Source organism: Streptomyces sp. Tu6071 (genome assembly GCF_000213055.1).
Lineage (GTDB): Bacteria > Actinomycetota > Actinomycetes > Streptomycetales > Streptomycetaceae > Streptomyces > Streptomyces evansiae.
This window is the reverse complement of sequence record NZ_CM001165.1, coordinates 3,350,295-3,367,265: the sequence shown is the minus strand read 5'-3', so window position 1 is coordinate 3,367,265 and position 16,971 is coordinate 3,350,295. Positions and strand designations below refer to the sequence as shown.

17 protein-coding genes are annotated in these 16,971 nt (G+C 74.3%); 10 read left to right on the top strand and 7 right to left on the bottom strand.

Annotated features, from left to right (window positions below; translation table 11 throughout):
* Positions 1–20: 20 nt before the first annotated feature.
* From STTU_RS36060 to STTU_RS13820, 3 genes are all read right to left on the bottom strand, one after another.
* The gene (locus STTU_RS36060; RefSeq protein WP_007823819.1) at positions 21–920 is read right to left on the bottom strand and encodes a chaplin; all 900 of its coding nucleotides are present in this window, start codon (positions 918–920) and stop codon (positions 21–23) included.
* A gap of 102 nt (positions 921–1,022) precedes the next feature.
* Positions 1,023–1,253: a chaplin gene (locus tag STTU_RS13825; protein ID WP_007823817.1), complete on the bottom strand. Its 231-nt coding sequence runs from the start codon at positions 1,251–1,253 to the stop codon at positions 1,023–1,025.
* 450 nt (positions 1,254–1,703) lie between these two features.
* Positions 1,704–2,105, bottom strand: coding sequence for a rodlin (locus STTU_RS13820; RefSeq protein ID WP_043255140.1), 402 nt, complete (start codon positions 2,103–2,105; stop codon positions 1,704–1,706).
* A 381-nt stretch (positions 2,106–2,486) separates the two neighbouring features.
* Here STTU_RS13820 and STTU_RS13815 point away from each other — a divergent pair, with 381 nt between their 5' ends.
* The gene (locus STTU_RS13815; RefSeq protein WP_043255139.1) at positions 2,487–3,206 is read left to right on the top strand and encodes a hypothetical protein; all 720 of its coding nucleotides are present in this window, start codon (positions 2,487–2,489) and stop codon (positions 3,204–3,206) included.
* 148 nt (positions 3,207–3,354) lie between these two features.
* A complete protein-coding gene (locus STTU_RS13810) occupies positions 3,355–3,765 on the top strand; it encodes a rodlin (protein ID WP_007823810.1) in 411 nt (136 codons plus the stop codon).
* An 84-nt stretch (positions 3,766–3,849) separates the two neighbouring features.
* Here the strand turns inward: STTU_RS13810 and STTU_RS13805 are convergent, their stop codons facing one another.
* Positions 3,850–4,137 carry a hypothetical protein gene (locus STTU_RS13805; protein WP_007823808.1) on the bottom strand — a complete coding sequence of 96 codons (288 nt, stop codon included), beginning with the start codon at positions 4,135–4,137 and terminating at the stop codon, positions 3,850–3,852.
* Positions 4,138–4,574: 437 nt separating this feature from the next.
* Between STTU_RS13805 and STTU_RS13800 the strand changes: the two genes are divergently transcribed.
* Entirely contained in the window at positions 4,575–4,973 is a 399-nt protein-coding gene (locus tag STTU_RS13800) for a rodlin (protein WP_007823807.1), read from the top strand.
* A gap of 267 nt (positions 4,974–5,240) precedes the next feature.
* On the top strand, positions 5,241–5,696 hold the full coding sequence (locus STTU_RS13795) for a tellurite resistance TerB family protein (RefSeq protein WP_007823806.1): 456 nt from the start codon (positions 5,241–5,243) through the stop codon (positions 5,694–5,696).
* Positions 5,697–5,796: 100 nt separating this feature from the next.
* Here STTU_RS13795 and STTU_RS13790 read toward each other — a convergent pair whose 3' ends face one another.
* Positions 5,797–6,372 carry a TerD family protein gene (locus STTU_RS13790; RefSeq protein WP_007823805.1) on the bottom strand — a complete coding sequence of 192 codons (576 nt, stop codon included), beginning with the start codon at positions 6,370–6,372 and terminating at the stop codon, positions 5,797–5,799.
* A gap of 164 nt (positions 6,373–6,536) precedes the next feature.
* Here STTU_RS13790 and STTU_RS13785 point away from each other — a divergent pair, with 164 nt between their 5' ends.
* Entirely contained in the window at positions 6,537–6,989 is a 453-nt protein-coding gene (locus STTU_RS13785) for a BlaI/MecI/CopY family transcriptional regulator (protein ID WP_043255136.1), read from the top strand.
* A 5-nt stretch (positions 6,990–6,994) separates the two neighbouring features.
* A complete protein-coding gene (locus tag STTU_RS13780; protein WP_007823803.1) occupies positions 6,995–7,933 on the top strand; it encodes a M56 family metallopeptidase in 939 nt (312 codons plus the stop codon).
* Positions 7,934–7,945: 12 nt separating this feature from the next.
* Here the strand turns inward: STTU_RS13780 and STTU_RS13775 are convergent, their stop codons facing one another.
* Positions 7,946–10,855 carry an NACHT domain-containing protein gene (locus STTU_RS13775; protein ID WP_007823802.1) on the bottom strand — a complete coding sequence of 970 codons (2,910 nt, stop codon included), beginning with the start codon at positions 10,853–10,855 and terminating at the stop codon, positions 7,946–7,948.
* A 63-nt stretch (positions 10,856–10,918) separates the two neighbouring features.
* A complete protein-coding gene (locus tag STTU_RS13770) occupies positions 10,919–12,586 on the bottom strand; it encodes a bifunctional 3'-5' exonuclease/DNA polymerase (protein ID WP_007823801.1) in 1,668 nt (555 codons plus the stop codon).
* A gap of 75 nt (positions 12,587–12,661) precedes the next feature.
* On the opposite strand from STTU_RS13770, the gene STTU_RS13765 reads away from it, so the two are divergent.
* The 4 genes from STTU_RS13765 to STTU_RS13750 all read left to right on the top strand — a co-directional run bounded on the left by STTU_RS13765 (position 12,662) and on the right by STTU_RS13750 (position 16,893).
* The gene (locus STTU_RS13765; protein WP_007823800.1) at positions 12,662–13,933 is read left to right on the top strand and encodes a DUF2786 domain-containing protein; all 1,272 of its coding nucleotides are present in this window, start codon (positions 12,662–12,664) and stop codon (positions 13,931–13,933) included.
* A 42-nt stretch (positions 13,934–13,975) separates the two neighbouring features.
* Positions 13,976–16,174: an FUSC family protein gene (locus tag STTU_RS13760; protein WP_007823799.1), complete on the top strand. Its 2,199-nt coding sequence runs from the start codon at positions 13,976–13,978 to the stop codon at positions 16,172–16,174.
* Positions 16,175–16,229: 55 nt separating this feature from the next.
* Entirely contained in the window at positions 16,230–16,394 is a 165-nt protein-coding gene (rpmG, locus tag STTU_RS13755) for a 50S ribosomal protein L33 (RefSeq protein WP_007823798.1), read from the top strand.
* Positions 16,395–16,644: 250 nt separating this feature from the next.
* On the top strand, positions 16,645–16,893 hold the full coding sequence (locus tag STTU_RS13750) for a DUF397 domain-containing protein (protein ID WP_007823797.1): 249 nt from the start codon (positions 16,645–16,647) through the stop codon (positions 16,891–16,893).
* Positions 16,894–16,971: the final 78 nt, after the last annotated feature.

The following is a 16,971-nucleotide window of genomic DNA, read 5'->3' as shown; positions in this document are numbered from 1 at the left end:
CCGGACCACGTCGAGCGACCCTACCGGTGAGCGGAGACCGCCTTGCGCCGGTAGAGGACCGCACCCCCGACGAGCAGCGTGGCCGAGGCCCCCGCGACCCCGAGGAGCCCCGCGTCCGCCCCCGTCTCCGCGAGCCGCGCGGGCTCCTTCTCCCCGCCCCCGGTCCAGCCGGAGGACGTCCCGCCGCCGTCACCCTCGTCCGTCTTCGGCGGTACGTGCCGCGGCGGTACGTGGTGGGGCGGTACGTGGTGGGGCGGTACGTGGTGCGGAGGTACGTGGTGGGGCGGGCGCGGCGTCGGGTGCTCCGGGGCGGGGGCCCCGTTGCCGCAGCCGTTGCCGAAGGCCGGGTTGAGCAGCGCCACGACGTCCACCGTGTTCCCGCACACGTTCAGCGGCACGTCGAGCGGCACCTGCACCGCGTTCCCCGAGAGCAGCCCCGGCGAACCGGTCGCCCCGCCGCGCGCCACGGACGACGTCCCGATGGCGGGGGCCGCGTGCCGCCCGCGCGGAGCGGCCCGGTCCTCGCCCGCCTCGTGCCCCGCTGTGTCCCGTCCGGGCCCGGGGGCCGCGTGCCGCCCCCGCTGCGTATGCCCGGGCCCGGTCCCCTCGTGGCGCGGCCCGCTCTCCCCGGACGCGGCCCTCTCGTGCGCGTCCCGCTCCGCGGGTCCGGCCGAGGCGCCCCCGTCCTCGTTCCCGCACCTGTTGCCGAAGGTCGGGTTCGCGATCCCGACCACGTCGACGCTGTTGCCGCAGACGTTCACGGGGGCGTCCACCGAAGCCTGCACGCTGTTCCCGGAGAGGACGCCGGGCGAGCCCGCTGCCGTGGACTCGGCGGCGAGGGCGGAACCGCCGTTCAGGGAGAGGATGCCGGAGGCCGCGGCGGCCGTCACGAGCATCCCCTTGCTGAGGGTGTGGCGCATGGCGAGGTTCTTCCTGACTCGGAGCGGAAACCGGCCCTGGGAGGCGCGCTCCCAGGGCCGGCGGACCCGGGCCCGTTCAGCGGGCCGGGGGGTGAAGCGGGATCAGGCGTTGACGCAGGCGTTGCCGAAGGCCGGGTTCAGCAGCCCGATCACGTTGATCGAGTTGCCGCAGACGTTCAGCGGCACGTGGACCGGGACCTGCACGAGGTTGCCGGAGAGGACGCCCGGCGAACCGATGGCGGCACCCTCGGCGCCCGAGTCGGCGAAGGCGGGGACTGCGGCACCGAGCGCGAGGACGGCGCCGGCGAAGACGGTGGCGGTCTTCTTGAGCATGTCGTTCCTTTCGGAAGGGGGAGGAGAGAGGGAGTGGCACGCCGGATGGGGCCCGGCGTGCCCTGTGAACGAAAGGGGGGAGCGGGAGGAAACCCCTGGCGCCGGAAGGCCGGGCAACCTTCACCCGAACGGAGAGACGCCTATAAAAAACAAAAACCCCGCCTAAGGCGGGGAAGGTGACGCTCTGTTATTTCGCAGAGAGGTTCGTTTATTCCGTGCGGAAAATCCGCCGCGCCGAATTCCCGGCCGCGCCCCCGCCGAGCCCGACTGCTCCCTCCCGCGCCCCGACGCGCTGTCCCGCACACGGCCGCACCCCGCCCGCACACACGCCCCCGCCGCACACACGACCCCGCCCCGCCCGCACACACGGCCGCGCCCCGCCGGTAACGCGTCCCTGGGTGGGACGCGTACGAGCGGGGCGCTTCGACGCCGGGACGCCGGGGGCGGCGGTCAGCCGTTGGCGGCGCCGTTGCCCGAGAGGACCGGGATGTCGTCCAGGATGTGCGACAGCGGCTCGTCGCCCTTCGCCTGGGTCGAGTTCTCGGTGCACTGCTGGTTCTGCGGCGAGGACAGGACGTTGACGTCCTGGACCGCGACGGGCACGAGGCCGACGAGCGAGCCGACGTTGCCCTTGACCGGGAGGCCGATGCAGGGCTTGTTGAGCGAGCCCTGGACCAGGCTGAGCTGCGGGCTCTGGTCGCCGAAGGTGGCCTGGTTGCCGTACGACTGCTTGGCGCCGTTGCCGGAGACCGACGTGGTGCCGCCGTCGTCGGCGAGGGCGAGGGCCTGCGGGGCGCCGAGGGCGACGACACCCGCGGTGAGCGCGGCGGCGGCCGCGAACTTCTTGATCATGTCCAACCTTTCGATGCCGCCGCACGCTGTCCCCGGGACGTTCGGGGCGGCCCCGGGAAGGGCGGGCGGCGACGGGCGATACGGAGCGTGCGCGTACGCAGCGACTGTCGGCGCGGAACGCGGCAGCCGGCTGCTTCCTGGCAAACTGCCGTACCGTCCATCGGTTTCGCCCCCTCGCCCCCCTTCACCCGTTCAGCGTCTCCGTGCCCCCGGATTCGTACGGTTTCGCAAGAATTTCTGAGAAGAACCGGCGTGGTGGGCACGATTTCTTCCGCGAAGCGCTGTTTATCATCTCAACTGCCTTGATGTGGCCCGCGTTCTTCGCCCGCCGAATTCACGGCAGTTCCCGTTTTGTGTTCACCGCCCAGGGAGGAATCCGTGATGGCTACGCGCACCGCCGTGGAGAGAAAGGGGGCCGGGGGCAGAGCCGGTACCGCGACGAAGCCCCCCAAGGCCGCCCGCCCCGCCAAGCCCGCGAAGGCCGCCGGTCCGGCCAAGGCGGCCGGAGCCGCCAGGCCCACCGGTCCCGCCAGGTCCACGGGCCCGGCCAAGCCCGCCGCGACGGCGAAGCACCCCGCCAAGGGCGGCAAGCCCGCCGGGTCCGCCAGGCCCGGAAAGCCCACCAAGCCCGCGAAGGCCCCCCGGCCCGCCCCTCCGCTCGCCACCGCCGCCGACGCCTCCACCCCCGCCCGCGGCCCGCGCCGCTCACGTTCCCGCTCCTGGAGCGCGCGCGAACTGCGCCTCGTCGACCGGCTCGCCGAGGTGCACGCCGAACTCGACGCGGCCCAGCGCGAGCGCGCCGGGCTCATCGCCTACGTCCTGCGCCTGCACGCCGGGAGCGTCGGCGCCCCCGGTCCGGACGGCTGGTCACCCGTCCACGTGGACACGGCCGCCGGGCGGCTCACGTGGCGCGTCGCGCCCGAGGACGCCGACCTCTTCCAGGAACAGGAGGCCGCCGTCCGGGCACGGGGCCGCACGCGGACGCTGCCGGTCGGCACGGCAGGCGACCGCGAGCGCTCCGTCGAGACCCTGACCCGGCTCTCCTTCCTCCACCTCCACCGCCGCCCCAACCGGCCCACCCGCAACAACCGCGGCGGCTGACCCCGTGCGAAGGCCGTACGGGTGTTTCGCCCGGTGACAGCGGTGTGATGAATCCGTGGGCCATTGGAGTGAACGCCCGCATCCCGAGCGCGGCCGGTCAGTTGACCAGCGTGCTCCGGGACGGGGCCCGTACTCGAAAGGATCACTCATGATCAAGAAGGTCATGTCTGTCGCGGCCGTCGCCGCTTCGGTCGTCGGCGTGAGCGCCGCTGTCGCCGCCCCCGCCATGGCGATCGCCAACGACGGTGGCACGACCTCGGTCTCCGGCAACGGCGCGCAGCAGGCGTACGGCAACCAGGCCACCTACGGCAACATGAGCCCGCAGCTGGCGCTCGTGCAGGGCTCGCTCAACAAGCCCTGCATCGGCCTGCCCGCCAAGGTCAACGCCGGTTCGCTCGTCGGCCTGGTGCCGATCGCGGTCCAGGACGTCAACGTCCTGTCCTCGCCGCAGAACCAGCAGTGCACCGAGAACTCGACCCAGGCGAAGGGCGACGAGCCGCTGTCGCACATCCTGGACGACATCCCGGTCCTGTCCGGCAACGGCGCCGGCAACAGCTGAGCCGCCGCGCGCCGCTCGCGCGGCGCACCGAGGGCCGCCTTCCCCGCCGGGGAGGGCGGCCCTCGCCGCGTCCGGGGCCGTTCCTCAGCGCGGCCAGGGGCTGCGGCGGGTGAGCGCGGCCCACTCCGGGTCGGGCTCGCCGGGCACCGTACGGCCCTCGGTGGTCCAGCGCTGCCACAGCCGCGCGAAGACCGGTTCGTACGAGGGATCGGGGGCCGCCGGGTCCGCGGGCGGGGGCGGCGCGGGAGGCGGGGCGGCGGCGCGCGGGGGCGGCGCGGGGTAGGGGGTGGCGGGCTGTTCGGAGGACTGGCGGCTGACGGGGATGAAGCCCTGTCGCTTCCAGCCGCCGCCTCTGGGTTCAGGTTCCGTCATGCTTCCTCATCGTCGCCAGACGTGCCCCGTGCTCAGGCCGTCACACCCCAGGGTCCCCCGTTCACCGCACGGTGTGGGGGCGAATGAGGGATTCGTGCGCCTTGCGCCCCCTCGCGCGCTCCCACGTACGGGCACACTGCGCGGGCGCCGCCCCCAGGGGGCACTGGTCCGTGGTAAACGCCGATCCCCGGCCGGCGACCGGACATCCGGCGGACGACGGGCTATCCGGCGGACGACCGGCTATCCGGCGGACGATCGCCTCCCCGGCTGGCGACCGGCTCCCCGGCGGACGCCGGACAAGCGGCGGCCCCTGTGGGCGGGCGGCGTGTGAGCTGATCGGGTGTCATGCGGGCGCGCGGCGCAACTCCGGACGGGGTGGGGCGGTTGGGGTGGCTGGTGATCCTGTCTCGGGGTCCGCTTTCCGAAAGGGGACAGTCATGAAGAAGCTGTGGGCCGCCGCCGCGGTCGCCGTCACGGTCGCGGGTGCGGGTGCCGCTCCCGCCATGGCGCTCGGCGACGACGGTGGCACGACCTCCGTCTCGGGCAACGGCGCCCAGCAGGCGTACGGCAACCAGGCGACGTACGGGAACATGAGCCCGCAGCTCGCGCTCGTGCAGGGCTCGCTCAACAAGCCCTGCATCGGCCTGCCCGCCAAGGTCAACGCCGGTTCCCTCGTCGGCCTCGTGCCGATCGCGGTCCAGGACGTCAACGTCCTGTCCTCGCCCCAGAACCAGCAGTGCACCGAGAACTCCACCCAGGCGAAGGGCGACGAGCCGCTGTCGCACCTCCTGGAGGACATCCCGGTCCTCTCGGGCAACGGCGCCGCCAACGGCTGACCGCCGCCCCCGGACGGGACCGACGAGGGCCCGCCTCCCCCCGCACACGCGCGGGGGGAGGCGGGCCCTCGCCCGTTCCCCGCCCCCGCCGCTCCGTGTGACGTGCGGGACTGGCGGGATCTTTTCCGCCGGACCGTCCGTTGGGAAGGGTGCCGGGGCGCGACTGGTAGCTTCTACAGCACTGTAGAAGTACGGGGGTCCAGCGCGGCTGCCCGTGGTCGGTCCGCCGTGCCCGGCGGGCCGGGATTTACGAGAGACGGAGTTCTCATGGCGCTCTGGGATCGCATCAAGGATTCCGCGCAGACGATGCAGGGACAGCTCGTCGCGAAGAAGAACGACCTCAAGAGCGGTGCCTTCCGCGACGCGAGCATGGCGATGTGCGCGCTCGTGGCGGCGGCCGACGGCAGTGTCGACCCCTCCGAGCGGCAGCGGGTCGCGCAGCTCATCACCTCCAACGAGGTCCTCCAGAACTTCCCCGCCGACGACCTGCGCCGCCGCTTCGAGGCCAATCTCGACAAGCTCACGAGCGACTTCGACTTCGGCAAGGTCGGTGTCCTCCAGGAGATCGCCAAGGCCAAGAAGAAGCCCGCCGAGGCCCGCGCGGTCATCCAGATCGGCATCGTCATCGGCGGCGCCGACGGCGACTTCGACAAGGACGAGCAGGGCGTCGTGCGCGAGGCGTGCTTCGCGCTGGGCCTGCCGCCGCACGAGTTCGACCTCTGAGACCTCCCGGCGCCCGCAGGGCCGCCGCGTCACGGGCCGGGGGCCGGGCCGCCGTCACGGCGACCCGGCCCCCGGCCCGTACCCGTTCCGCGCGCCCCGCTCAGACGTTGACGCCGAAGTCCGAGGCGATGCCCGCGAGCCCGGAGGCGTAGCCCTGGCCGACCGCGCGGAACTTCCACTCCGTGCCGTGCCGGTAGACCTCCCCGAAGACCATCGCGGTCTCGGTCGACGCGTCCTCGGAGAGGTCGTATCGCGCCAGTTCGGTGCCGCCCTCGCGGTTCACGACGCGGATGAAGGCGTTGCGGACCTGGCCGAAGCTCTGGCCGCGCGACTCCGCCTCGTGGATCGACACCGGGAAAACGATCTTGTCGACGTCGGCGGGGACCTGGGCGAGGTCGATCTCGATCGACTCGTCGTCGCCCTCGCCCTCGCCCGTCAGGTTGTCGCCGGTGTGGCGGACGGAGCCGTCCGGGCTGGTCAGGTTGTTGTAGAAGACGAAGTGCGCGTCCGAGACGACCTTCCCGGCCGCCGAGCAGAGCAGCGCGCTCGCGTCGAGGTCGTAGTCGCTGCCCGTCGTGGTCCGGACGTCCCAGCCCAGTCCGACCGTGATCGACGTGAGCCCGGGGGCCTCCTTCGACAGTGAGACGTTGCCGCCCTTGGCCAGCGTGACTCCCATGGTGTTCGCTCCTTGGTCTCGGGGGTGCTGCCGGTTGTGACTCGTTCCGAAAACTGCCTCGTTCTGAAAACTACAGGACTGTAGAAGTTGGTGACGGGGCCCGGTGCCGCGGCTCGGTACGATCGGGACCCGGTGCGAGCGGGCGGGTGCGAGGAGGTGCGGGCGTGAGCGGGACCGAGCGGAACGGCGGCCGACGGCGTGGACAGGGCGAACTGGAGGCCAGGGTGCTCGCGGTGCTCCACTCCGCCCCCGGACCCGTACCCGCCGGGTGGGTGCGCGAACACGTCGGTGGGGAACTCGCGTACACGACTGTCATGACGATCCTGACGCGGCTCCGTTCCAAGGACGCCGTGACCAGGGAGCGCCGGGGCCGCTCCTTCCTGTGGAGCGCCGTCGCCGACGAGGCGGGGCTCGCGGCCCTGCGGATGCGGCGGCTGCTCGACGGCGAGCACGACCGCGACGCGGTCCTCACGAGCTTCGTCACCTCGCTCTCGGCGGAGGACGAACGCCTCGTGCGCGAGCTGCTCGCGGGAGGCGGCCCGGAGGGCCCGCTCGAAGGCGGCGGGCCGGGCGGCCCGCTCGGGGGTGGCGGGGCCGGGGGCTCCGGAGGGGGCTGAGGTACGTGGAGTACGTCGTCTTCCTGCCGTTCGTCGTCCCGCTGACCGCGCTGCCGGTCGGCCGCCTCGCGGTGCGCCACCTCCACCCGCGCACCGCGACCCTCCTCCTCACCGCGCTCGCCGTCGTCCTCGCCCTGTGCAGCACCGTGTGCCTCGGCCTCTTCGGCGTCGTCGGCACGGCCCGCATCCCGCACAACCCCCTCCCGGACACCTGGGCGGACCCGGAGGTCCGGGCCGCCGTGCCGTGGGACGAGGTGACGGGCTTCGCCTCGCTGGCCGCGCTGCTCGTGGCGCTCCTCGCGTGCGTCCGCACGGGCGCGCGGCACCGCACGGCGCGGGTCGCGGCGCGGCGCGCGGCCTCGGCGGTACGGGACGGGGGCGACGTGGCCGTCCTGCCCGACCCCTCCCCGTACGCGTACGCCCTGCCGGGCCGCCCCGCGCTCGTCGTGGTCTCGCGCGGGATGCGGGAGTGCCTGACGGAGCGCGAGTACGCGGCCGTGCTCGCCCACGAGCGCGCCCACCTCGCGGGCCGGCACCACGGCCTCCTCCTCGTGGCGCGCCTCGCGGCGTGCGCGAACCCCTTGCTGCGCCCGCTCGTCGGCGCGCTCGCGTACGGCGCCGAGCGGTGGGCGGACGAGGAGGCGGCCCGGGTCGTGGGGGACCGGCGGGTGACGGCGCGGGCGGTGGGCCGCGCGGCGCTCTCCTCGCGGGGGCGCGACGACAGCGCGGGCCTCCTCCCTGCCTTCGCCGCGCCGGGCCCGGTGCCCCGGCGCGTGGCGGCGCTGCTCGCCCCGGCGCCGGTGGCGCGCTGGACGGGGGCGCTGTGGGGGCCGGTGGGGTGGGCGGTGCTGATGGCGGGCGGCGGCGTCGTGGTCTCGGCGGCATCCTCCTTCAACGCGGCGGTGACGGTGGTGGGGGTGTGGATGGGAGCGGGGGTGGTGTGAGGGCGGGACGCGTCAGTCCCGCGACATGACGACGATGCCGGGAAGGCTGAGTTCCGTGAGGGGAGTGCCGTCGGTCCGGCGGCAGTCGTCCAGGGTCACGTGGGTGAGGGACGGGAGGGAGGAGAAGGGGAAGGGGGCGGTGGAGTCGAGGGTGCAACCGCTCAGCATCAGGTGCCACAGCTCCGGCGGGGTGCCCAGCGCACCGCTCCGCCACGCGCTCACGTCGAATCCGCCGAGGACGAATGCTTCGAGAGCGGCGAAGGCACTCAGGTCGGGGACCGTGGTCGCCCCTTGGGTGCTGCGGACCGAGAGCGTCGTGAGCCGGGGCATCGGTGTACGGGTCAGGGCGCGCAGCGTGTCGTCCGACCGCAGATACACAGACAGGCGGGCCAGGTTGGGGTAGGCCGCGATCTCCTGGAAGACGCCCTTGTGCTCCGCGGGGCGTTGGGGGATCCCGACATCCGTGATCCCGGGCACGGTCCTCCCCGCGCGTACCTGCCCGGCGTGCTTGAGGACCACGAAGACGGATTCCAGGGTCATGACCGCCAGCACGTCGCGTGCGTAGCGCTCGGCCGGGAAGTAGGACCATGCCTCGACGAGGGCGTCGACAGTCTTCGTGTCCGCGCGCACCGCGTGCGTCGCCAGCATCCCCAGCGCCTCCTCCCCGCCGATCAGTGCCACGGTCTCCACCGTCCGCGCTGCCACCGTTGGGCTCAGTCCCTCCAGCGCCCTCGGCAGTTTCCGCAGGAGGCTCGGCCCCACCGCCGCCAGGGCCGCCGGGTCCGTCGAGCGGCGGGGCGGGAGGAGCCTGTCGATCGCCGCGTCGACCCGTTCCGCGACGCCCACCGGTAGTGACGTGCACGTCTCCTGGCACGAGGCCGCCACCAGCCGCAGCTTCCGCGCGTACTTCCGCTCCGCGTCGGCCCGGTCGAGAATCCCGTTCAGCAATTCCTCGCGCTGTCGCGTCTGCGCGTGCCCCGCGGCCAGGACGATCGTCTCGCGCCACAGGTCGAGGTGGGCGCGGCCCACCAGGTTGCCGACGCGGTCGGCGTCGACCGCCTCCGCCGCCGCCAGGTACTCCTGGAAGGTGCGGTGGACGAAGTCGATGCGGTCCTCGGCGGGGTCGCGCAGGAGGCCGGAGCGGTGGCGGAGCTGGTCGAGGACAGCCGCGCCGCTCAGGTCCGCCACGTGCCGCATCGTGCGCAGGCGCTGGTCCATCCAGGCGGCGGCGCGCGGCACGTCGATCTCGCTGCGGTTGTTGTCCGAGAGGCGCCAGGCGAGGTCGCGGAGGAGGACGAGTTTGTCGTCCAAGGTGAGGCGGGTGTCGGCCGCGCTGGGGATGCCGCGGTCCGCGTCGCGCTCGTGGACGAGGGTGTTGAGGGCGTTCCGGTACAACTCCATCCGGTTCTGCGGGAGCCGACGGCCCTGGGCGAGGTGCATCGCGCACAGCATCGCGGCCAGGAGCGGGGTTCCCGCGAGGGCCTGGAGGTGGGCGCGGTCCTTGAGCGCGGTGAGCAATGCCTCCTCGTACTCGGGGAGTTCCTCCGGCGCGCACGGCAGTGCGCTGCCGGAAGCCCGCACCGCCTGGTGCCAGCGGCGGACGAAGCCGGCGAGGTCGGAGGGGGACATGCGGTCGAGGTGGAGGGGCGTGAAGCCCTCGGCGGTGAGCCAGCCCGCGCGGGCCGCGGCCGGGCGCGAGGTGACGACGACGCGGATGTCCGGGTACACGCCGAGCAGGCGGCGCAGCCAGTCCCGTACCGCCGGGCGTTCCCCGGCCACCAGCTCGTCGATGCCGTCGACCATCAACAGCACCCGACCGGCGGAGAGTTCGCGTTCCGCCCAGCCCCGGGGCATGATCCCGGTGATCATCCCGGCCACGCCGTCGAGCATCCGTTCCGGCAGTGGGGGCCTGCCCCCGCCGTACTCGCGGAGCTTCACGAGGACCGGCGTCAGGCCGTTCCACTCGCTCAGCTCGCCCGTGAAGGCGCCGCGCGCGGCGGTGACGGCGAGCCAGCGCAGGAGCGTCGTCTTGCCCGTACCGGCTTCGCCGCGCAGCAGGACGCGGGCGCGGGTGCTCAGCGCGCTCTCGACGCGCAGCGAACGGGCTTCGGCCGCCGCCTCCCACTGCCCCATGTCGAGCCGTCCGGCGACGGAGGGGCGCCGACGAGTGCGTGCGGGGCCCTCCTCGCCGCGCGTGCGCAGGCTCATGTACGCGACGGACAGCGGCACGCGCGGTGGGGAGTCCTGGCCGGGGACGCGGCGGAACATCTCCACCTCGTCCAGGTCGCGGCTCAGCAGGGCGAGGTACTCGCGGCGGAAGGCGGCGTCCAGGTCCGTGCCCTCGGGGGCGAAGTGCGAGCGGTCCGGGAGGCGTTCGAGAACGCGGGCGATCTCCGCGCCCACCGTCGCCGTACGGGCCAGGAGCTCGGCCACCGCGCGTTCCTCGAAGACGGGCAGGCCACGCACGATCCGTACGTAGTACTCGGCGCACTCCGCCAGGAGCAGCTCGTAGAGGCGGGTCTCCTCGGCGTCCAGACCGGGCGGGGGAGTCGTCGTGGTGACGAGGTGGCGGACGAGTTCGGGGGCGCGTACGTCCGTCGCGAAGAGCGCGTCGTCGGAGAGGTCGCCCTTCGCGAAGGTGTCGGCCACCGCGTCCACGACGGCCTGACGGCTGTTCTCCTCGCGCCGCTCGAAGGAGTGCCGCAGGGAGGGTTCGAGACGGTCGAAGACCGCGTTCGTGATGTGCGTGAACTGGGCCTCGACCTCCCGCTGGAGCCGTACGCCCGGCAGGCGCAGGCGGATCAGCTCCTCCATGGTGAGCGCCCGTTCCTGTGTGCGCCGCCCCCGGTTCAGCCACGCCCTGCCCGCCGCGCCCGCCACCTTCGACCCCAGCCGCAGCGCCGCCGTCTCCGCGAAGACCAAGACCGTCCACCCCCGTCACCCGTCATCCCCACGAGTGTGGCAGCAACCACGCGTCCTCGTGCGTCACTTCGCGTCCGCGTAGCACTCCACGATCGCCGTGGTGAAGGGGACGCGGAGGGGGGTGTCGCCGAAGCAGACGCGGGTGGCCTCGCGGGCCGCTTCCGTGATCAGGGCGGGGATCTCGGCCGCCTCCGACGCGGGGGCGTGGACGATGACCTCGTCGTGCTGGAAGAAGACCAACTCCGCTTCTCGGGTGTGGAGTTCTCGGCGGAGGGCGGCCAGGAGGAGGAGGGTCCAGTCCGCCGCCGCGCCCTGGACGACGAAGTTGCGCGTGAAGCGGCCCCGGGCGCGGGACGCGGAGGGGGACGGGGCGGGCTCGTCCTCCTGGGGGATGCCCGCTTCCTCCTGGACCTCGCCGCCCAGCGGGGGGCACGTGCGGCCCAGCCAGGTGCGCACCAGGCGGCCCTCCTCGCCGGCGCGGGCCGCCTCGTCGACGTAGGCGACCGCCTTCGGGAAGCGGCGGCGCAGCGCCGCCAGGTTCTTCAGGCCGTCGCCCGAGGTCTGGCCGTAGATCGCGCCGAGCACGGCGATCTTGGCGCGGTCGCGGTCGCCCGCGAAGGCGCGGTCCGAGACCGCCGCGTAGAGGTCGTCGGCCTTCGCCGCCACGTCCAGGAGCGCCGTGTCGCCCGCGACGGCGGCGAGGATGCGCGGCTCCATCTGGGCCGCGTCCGCCACCACGAGGCGCCAGCCCGGGTCCGCGACGACCGCGCGGCGCACCACCTTCGGGATCTGGAGCGCGCCGCCCCCGGCCGTCGTCCACCGCCCGGAGACCGCGCCGCCCACCACGTACCGGGGGCGGAAGCGGCCCTCGCGGACCCAGTCCGCGAGCCAGCTCCAGCCGTGCGCCGTCCACACGCGGTAGAGCTTCTTGTACGTCAGGAGCGGGGCGACCGCCGGGTGGTCGACCTTCTCCAGCTCCCAGCGCCGCGTCGAGGTGAGCTTCACGCCCGCCTCGGCGAAGGCGCGCAGCACCTCGGCGGGCAGGTCGGGGCGGACGCGCCTGCCGAACGCGCGCGAGATCTCCTCCGCCAGCTCCGCGAGCCCGCGCGGCTCGCCGCCGCCCGCGTACCGCTCGCCGAGCAGCTCGCGCAGGAGGTCCTTGTGCCGCTCCGCGCTCCAGGGCAGGCCCGTCGCGTTCAGCTCGGCCGCGACGAGCGTCGCCGCCGACTCCGTGCCGGTGAGGAGCGTGAAGCGGCCCGGGTGGCCCGTCCTCGCGTGGCGGCGCAACTGCTCCGCGTAGACCTCGGCGACCGCCTCGGGCGGGAGCGGGGCGGGACGGGGGTCGAAGAGGGACGACTGCGCGTCGGGCTCCGCCGAGGGGCCCGGCGGGTCCTCGGGGACGGGCGCATCGCGCAGGCGCGCCCACGCGGCGGCGAGCGCGCGGGGCTGCCCGTACCGGCCCTCGTGGCCGAGGAGCAGCGTCTCGGCCGCCTCGATGTCGTAGCACCGCTCGACGCGGACCCCGGCGGCGAGCAGCGCCGGGTACACGTGCGGCGTCGCGCGCCAGACCCAGCGGCCCACGCCGGGGCGCGAGCGCACCGCCGTCGCCGCGTCCGGCTCGGCGACCGGGGGTGCGGCGAGCGCGCCCTCGGGGGTGAGCGGGGCGACGCGCACGCCGGGGCCCTCCGCGTCCGCGGAGGTGAGCAGCCAGCGGACAGCGGGATCGTTCATGTGTACGAGTCTTGCAGGGGGGTCCGACAACGGGCGCCCGCGCCGGGCTGTCCACAGGGTGTGGACAATGGGGGAGTGCCCCGCGAGACCGGTAAGACCCGCAAGAGCCACCAGGACGGCCGCGTCCCCCGCGACACCCCTTCGGGTGAGCGGCCTGCGGCTGATTCCGCGCGGGACGCGCTCGGCGCCGCGCTCGCCGAGGAGACCGATCGTTCTCTCGACACCGCCGCCTCCCTCCTCGCCGCACTCCCCGCCACGACCGCGCACGCCCTGCTCACCGAGCGCGGCACCGCGCTCCTCGGCGCGGCCTGGCGGCGCGGCTGGGAGCCCGCCGACCTCGCGCGGCTCGTCCGCCGCGACCTGCGGCCCGCGCACAGCCTGCGGTACGCCGTTCTCGTCCGCGAGGAGACCCGCCGGTACGCGCGCCTCGACCCCCGCTGGAAGGCCCAGCTCGCGGACCTCGACGCCGGGGACACCGGCGAGGGCATACGCCCGGACCGCTTCAGCGCGGCCGTCGAGGCCGTCGAGCTGTACCGGCTGCTCTTCAAGGTCCCCGCGATCGAGCCCGTCGGCCCGCCGCCCGGCTCCCTGCCGACCGCGCCGCTGCCCACCGACGACCGCGAGCTGACCCGCGTCCGCGCGCTGCTCGCCAAGGCCGAGGCGACCGCGTACCCGGCGGAGGCCGAGGCGCTCAGCGCGAAGGCGCAGGAACTCATGACCCGCCACCGCATCGACGCCGCGCGCCTCGCGGGCGTGCCCGCCGGGCCCGGCGAGGGCGTCGCCGCCTGCCGGATCGGCGTCGAGCCGCCGTACGGCGAGGCGCAGGCGATCCTCCTCGACGCGGTTGCCCGCGCGAGCGGCTGCCGGGCGGTGTGGAACGAGGAGCACGGCTTCTCGACCGTCGTGGGGGACGCGGGGGACCTCGCGGCCGTCGAGTTGCTGCACACCTCGCTCCTCGTGCAGGCGCACACCGCGCTCACGCGCGCGGAGGCGGAGACGAGGGCCGCGGGGCGGCGGCGGACGAAGACGTTCCGGCAGTCCTTCCTGCTCGCGTACGCGGAGCACGTCGGGACGAGGCTGGAGGAGACGGCCGAGGCCACGGTGACGGAGTCGGCGGAGCCGGAGGTGCTGCCGGTCCTCGCGGCGCGGGACGTGGCCGTCACGGAGGCGACGGAGCGGATGTTCCCGAGGACGAAGGCGGCGCGGGTGCGGGGGGTCAGCGACGAGGCGGGGTGGCGGCGGGGGACCGAGGCCGCGTCGAGAGCGGACCTCAACCACCAGCCCCTCCGGCGTTTGAGGAGCGGGGGCGGGGGCGGAGCCCCCGGGGGTGCCTCACCCGCACGCTGAGCCAGCCGCACCGGGCACCCCTTATGTCCGTATGGTGAAGGCGTGAGCTGGCTCAACGCCCTGGCCGAGACCTCCCGGTCCGGCCTCAAAGTGGAACGCAAGCGCCTCGTGCCGCTCGTCGCGCTGCGCGGCGCCGCCGGGCTCGCGCTCGTCGTCCTGCTGAGCCTCGACCTCTTCGGGCCCGGTGTCGCCGCCTCCTCCGCCTTCGGCGCGTTCTCCGCCGCCGTCGCCACCTTCCAGCGCTCCTGGCGGCCCCGGCCGCTGCTCGCGCTCGCCTCCGGGTTCAGCCTCGCCCTCTCCACCTTCCTCGGGTACGTGTGCGTCGTCCACCTGTGGATCTTCGTGCCGCTGCTCATGCTGTGGGCCTTCGCCGCCGGGATGGCCTGGGCGGCCGGGCCCACCGCGGGGATCATCGCCGCCTCGAACGTCTCCATCGTCATGGTGACCGTGACGCTCCCGGGCTCCGTCGTCTCCGCGCTCGGGCACGCGGCGGTGATCGCCGCCGGGGGGCTCGTGCAGGCCGGGCTCGTCTGGCTCGTACCGATCCGGCGCTGGGGCGCGCACCGCGACGCCCTCGCCGACGCGCTCGCCGCCGTCGCCGACTACGCGCGCAGGCTGCGCCAGGACCCCGTCGCCGACTTCGACCCCGAGCCGCTCATGGAGGCCCGCAAGGCCGCCGTGCTCACCCCCGGGCAGGCCCGCCGCCGCCCCGTCGAGCTGCGCGGACCGCGCGGGGTCGCCGAGCGCATCAGGCCCGTGCTCGCCTCGCTCGCCGACCCCGGCCTCGGGGTCCCCGCCGAGGGGCCCGCGCGCGAGCGGGTGCGCGAACTGCTCTACGCGGCGGGCACGGTGCTCGACGCGTGCGCCCGCGCGGTGCGGCGCGGACAGCCGGTGCGCGTACCGGCGGCGACGAAGGCCGTGCTGCGCACGCCCGACACCGAGGAACTGCTCTCCGGGCCCCCGCTGCGGGCCGCGCGCCGCCTGCGCGCGCTGCTCGACGACGTGCGCGACACCGCCGACCCGAGCGGCGGCACCTCCTCGCGCGTCCCGGACGACGCGCGGGAGACCGCCGCCCACGGGATGCCCGCCGTGACCCGCACCCGCACCCGCGCGCCGCTCTCGCAGCAGGCGGCGGGCATCGCGCTGCTGCTCCGCCTCCAGTTGCGCCGCAACTCGCCGGTCTTCCGGCACGGCGTGCGCATCTCCGTCGTCGCGGGCGTCGGCTACCTCCTCGGCTCCCTGCTGCCGCTCGGGCACCCGTACTGGGCGCCGCTCACCTCCGTCATGGTCATGCGCCCCGACTTCTCGCAGACCTACGCGCGCGCCGCCGGGCGCTTCACCGGGACGCTCCTCGGCGTGACCCTCGCGAGCCTTGTCGTGCGCCTCGCGCACCCCGGCACGGAACTGCTCGCGTGGCTCGCGGTGCTGTGCGGCGGGCTCATGTATCTGCTGATGCGCACGGGGTACGTCGTCGCGCAGTTCTGCGTCTCGATGTACGTCGTCTTCCTCCTCGGCATGGCCGGCACCGACCTCGAACAGACCACGCTGGAGCGGATCGGGCTCACCCTCGTCGGCGGGCTCCTCGCGATGCTCGCGTACGCGCTCTACCCGGCCTGGGAGGCGCCGCGCCTGCGCGGCAGGCTCGCCACCGCACTCCTCGCGCACACCGCCTACGCCGCCGCCGTCTTCCGCGCCTACGCCAACCCCTCCGAGGACCGCAGCGCGCAGGTGCGCAAGGACCTCCTCGCCGCGCGCGACAGCCGCTCCGAGTGGCAGGAGGCCGTCGAGAAGGCGCGCGACGAGCCCGTCCGGCAGCGGGGGCTCTCGCGCGGGGCCGCCGACGACGCGGACGAGGCGCTCGCGCAGATCGCGCGGGTCGCGATGCTCATGGAGGCGCACCTGCCCGGCCGCGGCTCCCCGCCCGTACCCCCCGCCGACCGGCTCGCGCGGGCCCTCGACGCCGCGAGCACGCGGGCCGCGCGGGACCTGCGCGACCGCACGGCGCCGCGCTGGGACGCGGTGCGCGCGGAGCTCGGGAACTGGGACGCGGCGGGGACGGGGGAGCAGGCGCCGCCGGACCGGGTCGCACGGAAGGGGGCCGGGATGCTCGTCGAGGCGCTGGAGGGCTTCTCCGCCGCGCTCGCGCCGCCGAAGCGGCCCCAGGAGGCGCGCGAGCGGGAGAAGACGGTGCGGGTGCCGTCGGTGGAGGAAGAGGAGGCGCGGCGGCCGAGGGCGGGGTGAGCGGGCTCACGTCCCTCCTTGTTGAAAATCATTTTCATATGCGTACACTGGGGTCATGGCTCACAACGCACTCCGCCCCGTCGTCAAGCTCCGCTCCACGGCGGGCACCGGCTACACCTACGTGACGCGCAAGAACCGCCGCAACGACCCCGACCGCTTGGTGCTGCGCAAGTTCGACCCCGCCGCCGGGCGGCACGTCGACTTCCGCGAGGAGCGCTGATCCCGGGCGCCCCGCACCCTGCGTAGGCGTCCTACGCAGAGTGATGTGCGCCACGTCTCCATGAGCCGGCCCCCTTCGGGGGTCGGCTTTCGCGTGTTCAGGAGGGGAGTCCCCGCCTCCCGGGAAGTCTGTAGTCAGGGGAACACCCCACGTGCACGTGCATCTGCTCATGCATCAGCACATGAACGCGGCTATGATCACGCGCAGTTGACCGATGCACCATTGGCCACAGCACTACCGGGAGCAACCAGTGCACGAGGCGTACAACGGCATGGCGGCAACCGAACTCCAGCAGGTCCACCGGGTCGTCTGGCAGAAGAGCCGGCACAGCAATTCCCAGGGCACCTGCGTGGAGTTCGCCAAACTCCCGGGCGGCGACGTCGCTGTGCGCAACTCCCGCCACCCCGAGGGCCCGGCGCTCGTCTACACGCGCGCCGAGATAGAGGCGATGCTCCTCGGTGTGAAGGACGGGGAATTCGACCACCTCGTCACGGGCTGAGGGCGACTTTCGCCAACGGGGGTCGCCGGAAGGCGGCCCGCTCCCTCCCGCGCGTACGCCCGCACACGGAGAGAGCGG